Annotated in this window: 11 protein-coding genes; 9 read left to right on the top strand and 2 right to left on the bottom strand. The window is 47.1% G+C overall.

Features of this window, described 5'->3' with window-relative positions; genetic code table 11:
• A partial coding sequence (locus DWX59_RS18895; RefSeq protein ID WP_353626773.1) for a doubled motif LPXTG anchor domain-containing protein occupies positions 1 to 1476 on the top strand: 1476 nt, incomplete at its 5' end.
• 301 nt (positions 1477 to 1777) lie between these two features.
• Entirely contained in the window at positions 1778 to 7519 is a 5742-nt protein-coding gene (locus tag DWX59_RS18890; protein ID WP_117560752.1) for a doubled motif LPXTG anchor domain-containing protein, read from the top strand.
• 40 nt (positions 7520 to 7559) lie between these two features.
• Here DWX59_RS18890 and DWX59_RS18885 read toward each other — a convergent pair whose 3' ends face one another.
• Both DWX59_RS18885 and DWX59_RS18880 read right to left on the bottom strand, forming a co-directional pair.
• On the bottom strand, positions 7560 to 7826 hold the full coding sequence (locus DWX59_RS18885; protein WP_117560751.1) for a hypothetical protein: 267 nt from the start codon (positions 7824 to 7826) through the stop codon (positions 7560 to 7562).
• Between the two features lie 102 nt (positions 7827 to 7928).
• Positions 7929 to 8804, bottom strand: coding sequence for a MurR/RpiR family transcriptional regulator (locus DWX59_RS18880; protein WP_117560750.1), 876 nt, complete (start codon positions 8802 to 8804; stop codon positions 7929 to 7931).
• Positions 8805 to 9232: 428 nt separating this feature from the next.
• Here DWX59_RS18880 and DWX59_RS18875 point away from each other — a divergent pair, with 428 nt between their 5' ends.
• The 7 genes from DWX59_RS18875 (at position 9233) to DWX59_RS18845 (ending at position 16830) form a co-directional block, all read left to right on the top strand.
• Positions 9233 to 10396, top strand: coding sequence for a sugar ABC transporter substrate-binding protein (locus DWX59_RS18875; RefSeq protein ID WP_117560749.1), 1164 nt, complete (start codon positions 9233 to 9235; stop codon positions 10394 to 10396).
• A 109-nt stretch (positions 10397 to 10505) separates the two neighbouring features.
• Positions 10506 to 11510, top strand: coding sequence for an ABC transporter permease (locus DWX59_RS18870; protein WP_117560748.1), 1005 nt, complete (start codon positions 10506 to 10508; stop codon positions 11508 to 11510).
• 18 nt (positions 11511 to 11528) lie between these two features.
• Complete coding sequence (locus DWX59_RS18865) at positions 11529 to 13031, top strand: sugar ABC transporter ATP-binding protein (RefSeq protein ID WP_166460266.1); 1503 nt, start codon at positions 11529 to 11531, stop codon at positions 13029 to 13031.
• A 2-nt stretch (positions 13032 to 13033) separates the two neighbouring features.
• On the top strand, positions 13034 to 14014 hold the full coding sequence (locus DWX59_RS18860; RefSeq protein WP_117560746.1) for an ABC transporter permease: 981 nt from the start codon (positions 13034 to 13036) through the stop codon (positions 14012 to 14014).
• A 20-nt stretch (positions 14015 to 14034) separates the two neighbouring features.
• Entirely contained in the window at positions 14035 to 15132 is a 1098-nt protein-coding gene (locus DWX59_RS18855; protein ID WP_207660446.1) for a zinc-binding dehydrogenase, read from the top strand.
• Between the two features lie 13 nt (positions 15133 to 15145).
• The gene (locus DWX59_RS18850) at positions 15146 to 15754 is read left to right on the top strand and encodes a KpsF/GutQ family sugar-phosphate isomerase (RefSeq protein ID WP_117560744.1); all 609 of its coding nucleotides are present in this window, start codon (positions 15146 to 15148) and stop codon (positions 15752 to 15754) included.
• A gap of 26 nt (positions 15755 to 15780) precedes the next feature.
• Positions 15781 to 16830 carry an alcohol dehydrogenase catalytic domain-containing protein gene (locus DWX59_RS18845; RefSeq protein ID WP_235845110.1) on the top strand — a complete coding sequence of 350 codons (1050 nt, stop codon included), beginning with the start codon at positions 15781 to 15783 and terminating at the stop codon, positions 16828 to 16830.
• The last annotated feature ends 3 nt before the right edge of the window (positions 16831 to 16833 follow it).

The raw sequence follows: 16833 nt of genomic DNA, 5'->3' as shown, positions 1-16833 counted from the left end.
GAGGAAGTGGAAAGCCTGCCGGCAACCGTGAACAACGGTGATGCTGTAGTTTATAATTATGAAAAAGAAACATATGATTACATCGTTGAGTATTATAAAGGAACATTGGATTCTGAAAATAAGATAGGGACCAGTGAAAAACTCAGTGCGAAATATCTTGAGCCCATTATACTTGATTCTGGAACAGATAATGGACAGCTTGATTCAATGAGACCGGCTGGATATTCAAGCGGTGTGCAGCAAGAAGCTCCATATATAATGGGAGAAAAAGATAATATAATTAAAGTCTTATATGTAGCTGAAGAAGTAGATTACGTTGTGCATATGTATTATCAGACAGATGGCACTTACCCAGACTTTGATAAAGCAACTTATGTTGATATCAGACAGGGATTGACAGATTCTGAAGTTGAAGTCACAGCGAATGATTTAATTCCGGTAAGAGAAGGTTATGTCTTAGATACAGATGCCATTGGAAATCGGTATAAGGGTACGGTCATTGCGGGCGAGGAATATCTGATATTAAGAGTATACTTCAAACAACAGTTCACCGTAACATACGAACCGGGAACCTACGGAGTTGGAATTTTCGATACTTCAGTTACAAATGAACTTGACTATGGCAGCAATACTCCGACGGCACCAATAACAGAATTAGGTACCCCTGGAACAGGCGGCTACGTATTTGCAGGCTGGGAACCAAAGGTTGAACCTACCGTTACAAAGGATGCAACCTATGTAGCGCAGTGGATTCCTTCCGACAGCACGAAGTATACAGTTGAGTTCTATTATGAGAACGCAGGTAAATATCCTGCAGCCCCGGATGATATTTCATTGAGGGCAGGAACAACAGATGCCACAGGAGCTGTAACAGATACAGACAAAGCAGCGCCAGCTGGATACATCCTTGATTCAAATGCAGCAAATGTATTCGAGGCAAAGATAACTGGCGATGGCAATATGGTGCTTAGGGTTTACTTTAAACAGCAGTTTACCGTAACCTATAATCCTGGAGAGCATGGCTCATTTGATGCACAGAGCAATTCTGGATTAAGCTATGGTGATAAGACGCCTGCATTCAGCGGACAGACCACAGCGAATGGTAACTACAGCTTCAATGGCTGGGATAAGGAAATTGCTGAGACAGTCACAGGAAACGCAGTTTACACCGCTCTTTGGAGTTACAATAGCAGCACCGGAGGCGGTGGCGGAGGAGGCGGCGGCAACCCAGGCCGTGTAACCCCATCTGTCGACAACGGCCCAGGAGCAGTAACCATCATGCCAGAAGACGTACCGTTGGCACAGCTTCCAGGTTCACCAGTTGACCCAACAGTGATTGATGACGGAGAAATCCCGTTGGCAGCACTGCCAAAGACAGGACAGAGTTCTGTTAAATCAACACTTACAATGATGATGTCCGGCATCTTCCTGATGCTGACAGCCATGAGCAAGAAGCGGAAAGAAGAGGATTCCTGATAATCATTAATCAAGGATAAGTTACAGGTAACAAAAGCATAAGAGAGGGCGGCGCCTTACGGCTGAAGGATTATCAGCCGGAGGGTGCCGTCCCTTTTTTGCGTAAAAATCAATCCCGGTTTTATGTAATCGAAGCCCACGGGAGGTAAATCCCATGACCAAGCATAAATGATTTAAAAGATAAAAACCAATTTACAGAATTTCCTAAAATGTAACTGGTTTGTAACCTGCATTTGTTATACTGTCCCTAGATAACAAAAATCCTGATTTTGGAAATAGAATGTAAGAAAGGGGAAACAGTATGGAAGGAAAGAAAACAGCCAGGGCGATTGTAAGAAGCATGCACAGTGTGCAGAGAAGGTTCCTTGCATTTGTACTTGCGGCTGCAATGACCATCACAAATGTAGGCGTAAATGTGAATACGGCGTATGCAGCCAGTTCATCGGAACCAGTTACATTTTCAATGAGCGGCTCACAGCTTGTGCAGGCCATTGAAGACGCGATTGCCAATGGTAATGAAGTCACAGCAGATGACCTTGATTTCACCAATGGAAAGATTGCTGAATTTGAGGAATTATTATTTGGGGAGGGAAAGATTTACGAAGCATTCCCTGAGCCGGAAGGCGGCAGTATGGATGCAGAACTCCGCGTGTTTGTACGCCTGCCTGAAGATGCAGATGACATGTATATGGTAACTGGCGATGAGGAGATTATTTTCTTATATGTCAATAACGGTGATGACACCATCAGCTGTACCACTGAAATCACAAGAATGGATGATGGTAAGGAAAAGGTCAAAAAGACCAAGCGCGTAACGGTAAAGAGTTATGAGTCGGCATATGGTGATGAGAAAGTAAATTTTATTTCTAAACCAGCCGAGACACCGGCACCCGAAGAAAACCAGGGACCATCTGCAGAAGAAACAACTGCTCCTGCAGAAACCGTGAATCCAGATGGGACAACAGTACCGGATGAGGACGGAACCGCAGCAGCTCCGGAGGAGACAACAGCCGCAGAAGAAAGCACATCTTCTGAGAGCACAACCGCACCGGAGGAAACAGATACACAGGAGGAAACCACGGCAGCTCAGGAAGAAAGTCAGACAGAGCCCCAGACAGGGTCAGATGCCGCTGAACCTACCGAAGAAAAAACTCCTGAAACAGAAGCTCCCCAGCTGGATGAAACAGAAGCCTCTGAAACAGATGCCCCACAGCCGGATGAAACAGAAGCCCCGGAAACAGAGGCGCCAAAAGCAGAGTCTCTTGAAACAGAAACATCCAAGCCTGAATCAACCGGACCAGTGGCATCTATTATGCGTCATTACGCACCGGTAGTTGCAGATAATGAGAACGGAGATGCAGCGCCGGAGCCGAAGGAAGAGACAGATGCTCCAGAGGCAAAGGAAGACACAGAAACTCAGGAGCCGGAGAAAGAGGAAGAACCCAATGCAACAGAGGCGCCGGAAAAAGAAGAGGCAGCCGTTGGCAAGGACGAGACAACGGAAGCAATAGAGGGAACCACAGAGACAACCGAAGCAGCTGGTTCAGCCGAATCCCCACAGGCTTCCGAAGAGTCAGCAGAAGGTACTGATGCAGAAGCAGACAAAGAAACCACTGTACCGGATACAGAAGAGACAACCGCGGCTTCAGAAGAGAGCGGTTTCACGGATAACAGTGAAAGCAAGGCGGATGTATCTTCAGAGCCGGAAGGAACAGTTGGAACAGCTACATCATCCACAGCCCAGCAGACAGAAGAAAGCCCTTCGGAAGAGAAGCATGTTTCCAAGGCTGGCACCACGGATTTGGTTGGAATGGGGTATTGCTCCACTGCAAAGGTATATGCAGCTACACTCAACCAGCTGAAGGCTTTAGATGATTTTGACGGATACAAGGTATCCTATGCCGTATATCCAGAGGCAAGCGCACGTATCGTGGAAGGCCTCAGGGGCGTGGAAGAGGGAGGAACATTAACATTTGGCGTAAAGAACCAGCTTGGTTCTGCCATTGATTATGTTTCTGTAAATGATGAGATTATCGAGGCGGATGCAGTTGTTGATAATGAAAATGGTTCCCAGACCGCATGGTATTCGGTTCCGGATATCTATGAAGAGCAGGATGTAGAAGTTTATATGAATGAGACCATGGCCCATCCCGCGGTTGAACTGGAACCTATTGTGATGGACGACGGTGTAATCATTTATATCAGCGCTGATGAAGGCGTTCTTCCTGTTGGAGTAACAGCATCTGCTGCAAGGGTAAGTGAAGATGTTGAAAATGCAGTAAAAGAAACTGCACAGGCAGACGCGGAAGGCAAAATTGTTTCATCTGTCATGGCTTATGACATTAACCTCTGGTTAGGCGATAAGCTGCTGGATTCAGATATCTGGGGCGGAAGCAAGCGGGTAAGGGTAACATTTGCAGGCGCTCCTGTGGAAGAGCAGAATGCCCAGTCCGACAAAGTTGAGGTCATGTATGTTGAGACTGTCCAGGACAATGATAAGGAAGAAAAAGAAAAGGTAGCTGCACAGGAGATTGACGTTCAGGCGGCAGATATTGTAAATGTTGAAGCGGTTGGCGCCTCTGTTGACGAAGCAAGCGTATCTTTTGAAGCAAAACATTTCTCCATCTATGCTATCGTAGGAACTGAACAATACAAGAATTCCTATACCATGTATGCAGGGCAGACCATAAGGCTGGAAGCACGCAATGCCCTGATTGGAGGGACGTGGACTTCATCTGACCCAAGTGTAGTAAGCGTGGAGGAGAGCGGAACTGTCTGGTATCCATATGCGTTTGTACATGCCAAAGATACAAGCGGTAAAACTGTAACACTCACCTATTCATATGGATGGAATGGCCGTTACAAGCAGAAATTTGAGATTACGGTAAAGAAGCATGAGGTTAAAGCATATTTCTATGTTCAAAGACCTGGAATGGATCCTGATTCTTTGGAAAATAAAGACTGGAAATATGTAGGATATGGAAACATTGATGTAAGCGGTATTAAGAACCAGCATGGAACGGATATGGTAGGGGGAGAGGGGCATTACAGCCTTGATAATCCGGCCGGCAGAGTCATTAATTATCCGTCTGATACCAACATCAAGAAAATCATAGCAGATCTTTATGGGGTCAATGTTAATGATATTGATGTGGAAATATCATATTCACCATATAAGATAACCTATCCAATGGGATGGGTGGATGCAGATAATAATCCACATGATCAAGGAAAGGCAGTTTACCATGTGGATATGACAGCCAGCGTCACTACCAGGGAAAAGGCTACGGCAACCTATTGGTTATGGGATGCAGGCGAACAAGGCTATCAGCCTGTTGAGAGTCATGATGTAAGTATCGGAGACAAAACATCTCCGAAAAAAGTATATGATGATGTAAAGACAGTGGACGGAGTGGAATATCGGTTCAGCGGATGGTACGCAGATGCGGAGCGCAGCCAGGCGGTGGGATTCCCGTACCAGGTTGACAAGATGGTTAATTTCTATGCCAAATATATTCCGAATCCATTTATAACGATTTATTATGAGGCCGTAGGCGGAGGCAGCGTATCCCCAAGCACAGATCAGTTTATGGCATATACAGAAGGGCCGGCAGGCTCAACAGGCACAACGCCTCTGGGATATGAATTCAAGGGCTGGTTTAACAATGATATGGGACTTGGAACCCCCATTTCTACCAATCTCAAATTCACACCCAGCAAGCCGGCAGGCGGCTGGACAGACGGAATGACCTTCTACGCGGTATGGGAGGGGAATAGCGACGCTCTTACCTATGATGCCAACAAAGGCACCGGAGAAATGTCTGCAAGTACTGGAAATGTGGGAAGTGAAGTAGCGGTAAAGGAAAACCAGTTCACCAGACAGGGATATTACTTTGCGGGCTGGAACACAAAAGCAGACGGAACCGGCACCACATACATGCCAGGTGAAAACTATACACTGACAGCAGGTGATGATATTCTGTTTGCAGTATGGAAGGAAGTAGGGACCTTTAAGGTTTGGGCATACTATCCTGATACAAATCCAGACCTCAGTTACGGGGATTATATTAACATTTATGAAGATTATGGCCCGGATAATGCACCTCTGACTTACAAAAAGAATGGAACACAGAGCGGGGAGAACCTGACCCTTGAAGGTATAAATGAAATTCTGGCATACAGCAAGGCCGAGACGGAAGCGAATCATATGGGAGCTAAAATCAGTTCCGTATATCTTCAGTATGAGACAAATGCAGGATGGTCCAAAGCGATTTATGCGACATTAAAAGACAGTAAAGCTATTGCATTTGATGGGTTAGATGATGAAGTATTCCATGAAGGCAAAGAGTCACGCCTGCATATCACTTACAAACTTCCTAGAACTGTCCAGGTTGAATATTGGAAGAATATAGGTACAGGTTATGAACTGGTGCCTTCTGAAGGATATGGAATTGGTCCGGATTTCGTATATGCTTATGATTATATCAGTATTTCAGAGACCAGCACATCCAGCCAGGATATTATAAAAGCGGTTCCGGCCTCACTGCGGGGCTACAGTACTGGTAAAGTAGTCTTTAAGACAGGAACTGATGTGCCATCAGGGGAAGAGGATGACTTAGGGAAGAGTTTCCGCGTAAAGGATACCAGGGCGGCTCAAAGAATCTGTATCTTATTAGAGGAAAATGAGGATGTAACCCTGACTTACGTAGCAGGCCTTGGCGGCAGCGTGAATCCTGCAAGTGAGACAGTGGCTCCTGCCACCGGCATTGCAAAAGGTTCCGCAGCAAAGGCATCACCAGGATACCATTTTGTAAACTGGACAGTGGCTGACAAAGTAGTGGGAACCAATGTCTCCTTAGAGAGACAGGAAATAGATGCAGTGGCAAAAGCCAGCGGCGTTTATAAAGCCACCGAGTTTAAAGCTAATTTTGAAGAGGATGCAGATATAACCATCAACTATGTGGCAGCTAAGGGTGGAAATGTCGATTTATCAAGTGAAACCCTTGCCCCGGCAACCGGAAAACCGGAAGGATCCAAAGCAGTTGCAAAAGATGGATATGTATTTACCCATTGGACAGATACGGCTGGTGCAAAGGTAGGAGTAGATGCAGACTTTATTCCGAAAAAGAATCCTGAAACCCAGGTATTTGAAGCAGATACCTATACAGCGCATTTTGCCATAAGAGGCGACCTGAGTTATAAGGTTGAATACTACTATGACGGAGTGTTAGGGGAAGTTGATTCCAAAGATAATGTTGTATTTGGAATAGACATTCCATTTACCACCGTACCAAGAGATTTTAATGGCAGGAATTATATCTTCGAAAGCGCCAATGGTCCTAAGACAGTAGGTTCTGACAGCAATGTTAATCTTGTAAAGGTATATTATGTATTAGATGAAATTGGTGTGGAGATTCCTCAGAACCCAGATGGGATACCTGATAAATATCAGATAACCTTCACCTTTGTAACTGGCAATAATGGAACTGTAAGCGGGACCACAAGTGAGGTACACACCATCCAGCAGATAACCAGGGACCCGGAAACCAATGAGATTATCAAGGTCGGCAGCGTGACACCGGCCCATCCAAGGGCTAACGTCACGGCAGCAGCCAACAGCGGGTATGCATTCAGCAACTGGAGCATAGACGGAAATGCAGGTAAAACGTACAATAACACAGATGCAATCCAGGCAGATGCATTTGTTCATGACACCACATTTATAGCAAACTTCAGAACCGCTGGCGGAAGCGGCGGCAATGGAGGCGGTGGGGGCGGAAGCAACTCCGGCGGTCCGGGACGTTTTTCGCAGTCCGATGACAGCGGTCCGGGAGCAGTGAACATTGCACCCCAGGATGTGCCGTTAGCGCCACTGCCCGAGACACCGTTTGACACTACCCTGATTAATGATGATGAAATACCTTTGGCACCTCTGCCAAAGACTGGCCAGGGTTCAGTTAAGTCAACCTTAACCATGGTGATGTCCGGTATATTGCTGATGCTGACCGCTATGAGCAAAAAGCGGAAAGATGAGGATGCCTGAATCAGGCATAACTGAATCAGCCATAACTAAAAGAACCAATCTAAAAGGAATCAATCCAAAAGGCAGCGCCTGATAGCTGGAATACGGCTGGAAGGCGCTGCCTTCCTTTTGTCTTAACAGGAAGGCTTCCTAAGACCGGGCAGGATACTGCCAGGACAGAACTGGCACTGGTGTTATCCGGTATCTTCCCTGTAATGACCGCGGTAGGCAGAAAACGCAGGGATGAGGCATGATATACATCAGAATATGTAATTCCATTATGAAAGAAAGCCCGGGCTTTGAACCCAGGCTTTTTTTGTTTTTCCATATTTCAATCAATTCCTTTATGGGCCTTTCCGTATATGGTTTTCCCTAATCCATTGCATTGGGTAGTCCGGGATTTTCCATGGCTTTTGTTTTCCGACAGGGACTATAACTTATTTAGCCTAAGGATTTTATTGGCCGCGTCCAGTTTGGTCAATTCCTTGTCTGACAGTCGGAATAGGATGGATACGTATATGGTATCCAGCAGGCACAGGGCGGGAATCCTTTTGGCAAGGGTTTCGCCCATGATATCATGGGAAAATGCGGCTGTCATCAATACAATATCAGAGGTTTTGACCAGGGGGGACTGGGGGAAGTTGGTCAGTGACAGTACTTTGACCTTTTTTTTATTTGCCGCCTTGGCCAGCTCACATATATTCTTTGTACGTCCGGAATGGGAGATGCATATGAGGATATCAGATTCGCCCATCTGGGACAGATATACAAGCTGGGTGTCAAAATCCGTATTGTAATGTACAGGCAGGCCAAGACGCATGAATTTGCCCACACCGGACAGCGCCACGATATTGGCATCGCCGGATGCGGCAATCAGAATATGGTTTGCCTTCAATATGAGGTTAACAGCATCCTCGAGGAACTCGAAGTCAAGGGAACTGAGGGTGTCATTCAGCGCCAGTATATTGGTGTTAAAAACTGCTGTCGTTATGGTTCTGATATCATCCGAGTTCTTTATCCCCACACTGTGGGCAATCTCTTCTGAGTCTTCCCGCAGAAGGTTTTCCCGCAGCTCAGGATATCCGCTGTATCCAAGACGCTTTGCGAGTCTTACAAAGGTTGCTTCGCTGCAGTTCGCACATCCGGCCACCTCCCCAATGGTGGCTGTATTGACATATTCCGGCATTGATAAACAAAAGTCTGCTGCTTTTCGTTCAGCACTTTTCAAATCATCATAAACAGATTGAAATTTTATTAAGCAGGAATGGGAGATATTTTCAGAATACTCAGCCCAGGTTTTTTTCAAAGTTGGTCCACCACCTTTTATTTTTATCTCTATTCTATATTAAAACCTATGTTTTTACAAGCAGATTAGACAAATATTATTTAAAATAGGTGGTGTGACAAAAATCTGTGTAAAATAAATATTTTTACTTTATAATTTCAAATTTAAAAATTAAAAAAGAAAAAATGAAAGGATTTTACTTGACATACGAATATGACTATGGTAAATTGTAATTGTGATATTTGATGAAAAAAAGGGTATAATGTAGAAAAAAACGGTATAAAATGACATAATTCTAACAATCGAGTGGTAATGAACAATGGAAATAATATAAAATGCCCTTTGGTGAGAAACAATGTCTATGTTACAATACATACAGCACGGGAGGGGATAATTTCAAAAATAAAATTCAAATATGAATTTTAATAAAACACTAAGGAGGAAATGAAATGAAGAAACTTATTAGTAGTATTCTTACACTGGCGATGGTTGCAGGGTGTCTTGCAGGGTGTGCGGGCAAGCCGCAGGAAACTGCATCCGCCACGACGGCAGTCACAGAAGCACCGGCGAAAGAAGCACCTGACAAGACAGAAACAGCCCAGGCAGAGACATCGGACCAGGCAGAAACTTCGGCCCAGGAAGCATCCGGGGATAAGAAGGTGAAGGTAGGATTTGTCATCAGCGCGCTGAACGAACCGATTATGAACGCTTACAATGATTACGTGAAAAAGGCAATGGAAGAGCAGGCGGCCAAAGCCGGATATAAGCTGGAGTATGTATCGGTATCCTCAGACGGAGATGTGAACAGGGAGTATTCCAATGTCCAGGATATGATTGGGTCAGGATGCGATGTGATTATCCTCAACGCAATTGACAATGTAGCAAGCCTGGCAGCTGTAAAGGAATGCCATTCCAATGATGTGGGCAGCATCTTTTTCTGCCGTGAGGCAGACAGCAGCGCTTCGGAGGATGAAATTCCGGATGCCACGGTCAATATGGACAGCTATGACCAGGGATATGCGTCCACCATCAGGATGTTTGAGTATATGAAGGATGACGGCATTGAGCCTAAGGATATGATTGTTGTCATGGGATATGAAAATGACGTAAATGCCATCAACAGGCAGAAGGGTACCGAGGATGCCTGTAAGGAATGGAATGTGGAGATTGCCACAACCGTGTCCTGCGGACAGTGGGATCCGGCAACATGCCTGACCAATCTGACCTCCGCCCTGCAGACCTACCCGGATTCAAACTGTCTTTATGTACCGTCTGATTCACAGTATTCAGGATATTCCACAGCCCTTCAGCGTGCAGGCAAATGGCATAAGCGGGGCGAGGAAGGCCATGTGTACATTGCGGGGACCGATGTATTTGCAGATGGTTTTGTAGCCATAGCAACAGGCTATCAGGAATCCAGCACAGAGAATCCTGTATGGCTGAATGCGGTGAAGGCAGCTGAATGTGTAATTGATTATATGGAAGGTAAGGATCTGAACGGAGAAATATTCAAGATTCAGGGCGACACCGTGGATCAGGATAACTATAACAAGATTGACTATCTGTGGTGTCTGGAGTATTCCGATTCAGATTTGAGCCAGTATCTGAAATAGAAAGAAGAAGCTGACAGCCCGGAGTGGCAGTGCCTTTCCGGGCTGTACTAGTGGATTTTCAAAAACTTTCTAAGTTAAGAAATACACTTAAGATTAGGGGCAATAGGGGATGGATAATATACAAGATAAGAATGGCGGTAAAACGACAGGGATGACGCAGCTTTCATTCCGGACAAAGGAACGAATTGCCCTGTTGGCGGCAGGAGCAGCCGTATATGTACTTTTGATTATATTTGTACCTAACTTTTCATCTGCATATAACCAGTTTAATATCATAACCCAGGCAGCCATCTATGGAACCATGTCCCTGGGGCTGGCATTTGTACTGATTACAGGCGGCATTGACATTTCCCTCCCCTGTGTATTGGCAATGGGATCAGTGGTAGGGGTTACCTATATGTCCCATTCAGGCAATTGGATGACAGGATGTCTGATTATAATAGCGGTCTGTATGCTTGGCGGTCTGGTAAGCGGCATATCTGTGGCAGTCTTTAGGATGTCCCCCATGATTGTGACGCTGGCCATGATGAATGTTGCCGATGGGTTTGCAAAATGGTATACAAACTATGAGTCGGTTCGGGGGGTGCCGGATGTACTGACGGATTTCTTCAAATCAAAGATTGCAGGAATCATTCCAATGTATGTGGTGGTATTTCTGATACTTGTAGGTATCCTGCATTTTATTCTGGTAAAAACAGTATTTGGACGGTGGCTGTATTTTATAGGTACTAATAAACATACGGCTCAGGTTTCCGGGGTTCCGGTAAAGATGGTTACCATATGTGCTTACCTCATAGGTGCCCTTATGGCGGGGATTGCCGGAATCATGCTTTCCGTGCAGAGCGGCTGCGCCACGGCCAGGATGGTATCGCCTTCCATGCTCACGGAGGTCCTTGCAGCCGCGGTCATCGGAGGGGCTTCTGACCGGGGCGGGCGCGGAACGGCAATCGGGGTGGCAGTAGGTGCCATTGTCATATCAACCACCTCCATTACCCTGAACCTGCTGGGGGTTCAGTCGTATCCGGCCCAGGTAATCAAGGGATGTATCATAATTCTTGCGACCATACTGGATTACCGTCTGAACACCACCACTGCAAAGGTGAAGATAAAATAAGGAAGGATGGAAGGTACTTTGGAAGCAACGTTAAAAATAAGGAATTGCCATAAGCGTTTTCCGGGCGTATATGCCCTAAAGGACGTGTCCATAGAAGCTTATGGCGGTGAAGTGGTGGCTCTTTTGGGGGTAAACGGGGCGGGTAAATCCACTTTGATGAATGTGCTGGGCGGTGTCCTCAAAGCAGACGAAGGGGAAATCCTGATACATGATAAAACGGTGCAGATTCATTCTCCCAATGAATCCAGAAACCATGGCATTGCATTTATCCAGCAGGAGGTCCAATTATTTGATAACCTGACGGTTTATGAGAATATTTTCCTGGTAGAGTTAAAGGAACACCGGAAATTCAAGTATCTGCCAATCCTTAACAAAAAGGAGCTGTGCCAAAAGGCATCAGCATTACTGGGACCATTGGGCTGCAGCGTGGACCCTATGAAAAAGGTAATCGACCTGTCGGTAGGGGAGCAGCAGATTGTACAGATTGCAAGGGCACTTTCCCTGGGCGGGGAAATCCTTCTGTTTGATGAACCCACGTCTTCCCTGTCAATGAAGGAAAAGGAGAACCTGTTTCAGGTCATACGGAATTTGAAACGGGACGGAAAGACAATCATCTACATAACCCATTATCTGGATGAGGTGGAGATTATCTGTGACCGGGTGATTGTGATGCGTGACGGCCAGGTTGTCTGCAAGGGAACCGTACAGGAGCTGAAGAAGGAAAAAATTGTGAATTATATGGTTCCGGTGAAGGTTGTATTCAGCGAGGTGGAAAGCAATATGAAAGAGGAGGTTGTACTCCGTGTCAGGGAACTGTCAGGGGAACGCTCTCCAAAGGGAATCAGTTTTGATCTTCACAGGGGAGAGGTGCTGGGACTGTGGGGGCTCCTTGGATCCGGGCGTACGGAAACCGTGCGGACTATTTTGGGTCTGGATAAGATGTCGGGCGGCAGTCTGCTGTACAGCTACAACGGTGAATTAAAGCCGATTTCCCCTAAAAAGCTGTTTAAAAAATGCGGTTATGTGACTGAGGGCAGGCATTATGACGGGTTATACCTTCCCATGCAGCTGTGGAGGAATACGACGGCAGCCAATCTGGGGGCTTTTAGCAGCACCTTTCTCAGGGTATTGAACTCTAAAAAAGAAAGGGCTGAGGGGGAACGATTCATAGAAGACCTGCATATTGCCGCATCCGGCTGCGAAGCCTTGGTCATGCAGCTGTCTGGCGGAAACCAGCAAAAGGTGGTCATAAGCAAATGGCTGTCTAAGGACCCTGAAATCCTTATATTGGACGAGCCTACCCGCGGAGTGGATGTGGGTGCAAAGGTGGAAATCCAGAACCTGATACGGCAGCTGGCGTCCAGGGGCATGTCCTGCATTGTCATTTCCTCTGAGACAGAGGAGATACAGAAGCTGGCGGATAATATCGTGGTGCTGCAAGACGGCAGTGTGGGTGCATACCTGAAGCATGGGGAAATCAACAACCAGAGGCTGATAAAAGAATGTATTGGTGAGGGGTAAAGATGATGGATAATAATAGAATGAGCTTCGGCAAAAAATTAAATCTCTGGCTCCTGGATTATGCCCTCTATATTGTGCTGGTTTTGATTATCATAATCAGCGCCAATGCTTCGCCCAACTTTCTTACTATAAGGAATATGTTCAGCATGCTGCTTAACAATGGACAGTACCTGATTATTGCCTGTGGAATCAGCCTTGTCCTGTTAACCGGACTTACTGACCTTTCTGTAGGTTCTGTGGCCTACCTTTCTATGGTATTGTCCGGTATCGCCATGCGGGACCTGAACATAGGAACGGCGGGAGGTATCCTGGTATGTATCCTGACAGGGGCTGCGGTTGGTGTTGTGAATGGAATTTTCATGGTGAAGATGCGTTTGAGTCCTCTTCTTGTTACCCTGGGCATGCAGCTGGTCTTAAGAGGGATTGCCATGGTGATTACCAAGAGCATGTACATCTATATGCCGGAGAATATATACGGTTTTATGACTGATACAATCGGAGGGTTTCCTACGGTCCTGATACTGGTCATCTCCCTTGTGGTCATCCTGCATCTGGTGCTGTCCATTACAGGATTTGGGAAAAATGTTTACGCCATCGGATGCAATATAAAGGCGGCCAGGATGCTGGGCATCAACACGGATTCAACCAGGTTCCTGTGCGTCATGCTCTGCGGTATATTTGCGGCCCTTTCCGGATTCTACTGCGCCGCCAATCTGGGTACAATCCAGCAGACCATTGGCGTTTCCTGGGAGTTTGACGCCATTGCGATTTCTGTGCTGGGAGGTATCAGCCTGTTTGGCGGATACGGAAAAGTTTTTCCCGGGGTATGCATGGGATTTTTAATTATAACAATGATTGAAAATATTCTGGGCCTGGTGGGGGTATCTACTTATTTGATTCCCATTATGAACGGAGTTGTCATATTTGCATCCATGTTTATGGACAGCTTGAAGTATAGATACAGCAGCCATGTCAGGCAATAAATAATGAACCAGGAGGTTAAATGATGATTAGAGAAAAAAACATCCCCACAAAAATGAAGGCCCTGAGGATTTATGGTCCCGGGGACCTGCGGTATGAAGAGGTTCCGGTCCCGGAGATTGACGAAGACGAAATACTTGTAAAGGTATTGGGAACAGGAATCTGCGCAGGGGATATAAAAATCGTGGATGGAGCCCAGATGTTCTGGGGCGGAGGTGTGCTTCCCAAATGGGTAGACGAACCGGTGACACTGGGACATGAATTTACAGGACGCGTGGTGGCCATAGGGGACAGGGCCAGGGAAAAGTACGGCCTTAACCTGGGGGATATGGCGGTGGCTGAACAGGTGATTGCCTGTGGGGAGTGCTATTTCTGCCAGAATGGTGAACATTGGATGTGTGTTAAGACGGATATCTATGGAAGCAAGAAAAAGGTTGCGGAAGGTTCCATGGCTGAGTACATGAAATACTACAGGGGTTCCAGGGTAATAAAGGTCCCGGAAACCATTCCTGAAAGAAATACGGCTATGATTGAACCCCTTTCCTGTGCCGTACATACCATAGAACGGGCAGATATAAAGTTTAAGGACGTGGTTGTGGTGGCAGGTCTTGGCCCCATTGGTTTATGTGACCTGCAGCTGGCCATGAAGAAAAACCCCAGGCTGGTCATTGGTATTGATGTGCGTGAGAACCGGCTTCAGATTGCAAAAGAGTATGGTGCGGACTATGTTTTCAATCCAAAGGAATGTGATGTGGTGGAGGAGATAAAAAAACTCACAGGCGGATTGGGATGCGATGTATACATCCATTGTTCCGGCCATTCAGAGGGCGTGCTGCAGGGACTTAAAATGGTCAGGTCCCATGGAAGATACGTGGAATTCAGTGTGTTCATGAATGATACGGCGGTGGACTGGAGCATCATCGGCGACCGGAAGGAACTGGATGTAATCGGAGCCCACATAAGCGGTATAGAAGGATATCCGGTTGCGGTGGACATGCTGGCAAAAGAGCTGATTGACGTGGATAAAATCATAACCCACGATTTTAAGCTGGAGGAGTATGAGAAGGCATTTGCCCTGGCAAAGGACGGCACACAGTCAATTAAGGTGGTGCTGCATTAAGGGAGGACATAGGATGGAGATTGGTGATAAATTTAAATATGTCTGGGAAACAGAGTCCATGGAAGTATCCCGGCTTTGCGGCACAGTGGATTACCAGGCAGCAGGGCGGCTATGTGAGGTTCTGGAAGCGGCCAGGGAGAATGGAAACAGGATTTTTTTTGCAGGGGTTGGCACATCTGCCGCCGCCGCCAGGAAGGCGGCACATTCCTTTTCCTGTGTGGAGTTTCCTTCCAGCTTCCTGTCGCCGGGGGACGCGGTCCATGGAGGTCTGGGCGTGGTACAGGCTGGGGATGTGGTCATCCTGATATCCAAGGGAGGCAATACGGCCGAGATTGTGAATCTGATTGACAGCCTGAAGGGGAAGCACGCCTGGATTGCAGGGGTGACGGAGAATCTGTCGTCCAAGCTGGGAACGTCCGCGGATTTGGCAATACGGATTAAGATAAGCCATGAGCCGGACCTGTTCAACATGCTGGCCACTGCCAGCACCATGGCGGTCATTGCATATTTTGACGCGGTCGCCATTTACCTTATGGAAAAAACCGGCTATACCAGGGAACGGTTTGCGCTTATCCATCCCGGAGGCGCTGTGGGGGACAGGCTAGTACATAACAAGGAATAAAGATGATATATGGAGGTCAAGGCGGGATGAAAGCAGCTGTTTATGAAGATGTGGAACGGATTGTGGTAAAGGAGGTCCCAAAACCTTCCTGTCCGCCTGACGGTATCCTGGTCAGGGTGGAGGCCTGCGGTATCTGCGGCGGCGATATACGGAATTATTTCCAGGGGCTTAAAGGCGGGATAAAGAATCAGATCATGGGGCATGAAATATCGGGAATTGTGGAGGAGGCCGGCGACGGCGCGCGGTTTGGCCCTGGGGACAGGATTGCCACGGCTCCTGATATCAGCTGCGGGGAGTGTTATTATTGTAAACGCGGCCTGGTAAACCTCTGTCAGAACCACAGGATGCTGGGAACCCATGTACAGGGTGGGTTTGCCCAATATATCGCCCTTCCGGGTTTTGTGCTCAGACGGGGGTTTGTGGAGAAAATCCCGGATGGCCTGTCCTATATCCAGGCGGCATTCGCGGAAAAGGTGTCGGGGGTATGCGCCTGTCAGGAGCGTATCAATGTTTCCCTGGGGGATACCGTGGTGATGATAGGAGATGGCCCGGTAGGCTGCCTGCATTCGGAGATTGCACGGGCCAGGGGAGCGGCCAGGGTGATTGTGGCAGGGATTGACCGCCTGCCCTTTGTGAAACGTTTTCCAGTGGATGAGATTTTGGACAACCGTGACAGGGAAGCGGTTGTAAAACGGGTCCTGGAGCTGACAAAGGGGATTGGGGCGGACGTGGTTATCTGTGCGGTTCCCACAACCGTTGTCCAGAATGATGCGCTGCGGATGGTGCGCAGGCGCGGAACCGTGGTCATATACGGCGGGGCTCCTGGGGACAGCCGCAGGATGGCCAATGTGGACAGCAACCTGATTCATTATAATGAAATTATGGTTGTAGGCTCCTTCTCCTATCCTGGAGACGGACTGCAGAAAGCCCTGGCTCAGATTGAACAGGGAAATGTTTCCGTGGAAAGGTATATTTCCAGGGAAATCCCGCTGGAAGGACTGGTGCAGGGGATGATGGATATGAAATGCGGCAAAGCCTTAAACATTATGGTAAGGCCGTGGATGACCGCAGAATGACCA

This window comes from Enterocloster aldenensis (assembly GCF_003434055.1).
Taxonomy (GTDB): domain Bacteria; phylum Bacillota; class Clostridia; order Lachnospirales; family Lachnospiraceae; genus Enterocloster; species Enterocloster aldenensis.
Note: the sequence above shows the minus strand (reverse complement) of the source record. Positions and strands in the feature narration are given on the sequence as shown.

Excerpts from the sequence above, each read along its gene's own strand:
- DWX59_RS18890 (WP_117560752.1), top strand. The coding sequence starts at position 1,778 with ATGGAAGGAAAGAAAACAGCCAGGGCGATTGTAAGAAGCATGCACAGT.
- DWX59_RS18885 (WP_117560751.1), bottom strand. The coding sequence starts at position 7,826 with ATGGAAAAACAAAAAAAGCCTGGGTTCAAAGCCCGGGCTTTCTTTCAT.
- DWX59_RS18875 (WP_117560749.1), top strand. The coding sequence starts at position 9,233 with ATGAAGAAACTTATTAGTAGTATTCTTACACTGGCGATGGTTGCAGGG.
- DWX59_RS18870 (WP_117560748.1), top strand. The coding sequence starts at position 10,506 with ATGGATAATATACAAGATAAGAATGGCGGTAAAACGACAGGGATGACG.
- DWX59_RS18860 (WP_117560746.1), top strand. The coding sequence starts at position 13,034 with ATGATGGATAATAATAGAATGAGCTTCGGCAAAAAATTAAATCTCTGG.
- DWX59_RS18855 (WP_207660446.1), top strand. The coding sequence starts at position 14,035 with ATGATGATTAGAGAAAAAAACATCCCCACAAAAATGAAGGCCCTGAGG.
- DWX59_RS18850 (WP_117560744.1), top strand. The coding sequence starts at position 15,146 with ATGGAGATTGGTGATAAATTTAAATATGTCTGGGAAACAGAGTCCATG.
- DWX59_RS18845 (WP_235845110.1), top strand. The coding sequence starts at position 15,781 with ATGAAAGCAGCTGTTTATGAAGATGTGGAACGGATTGTGGTAAAGGAG.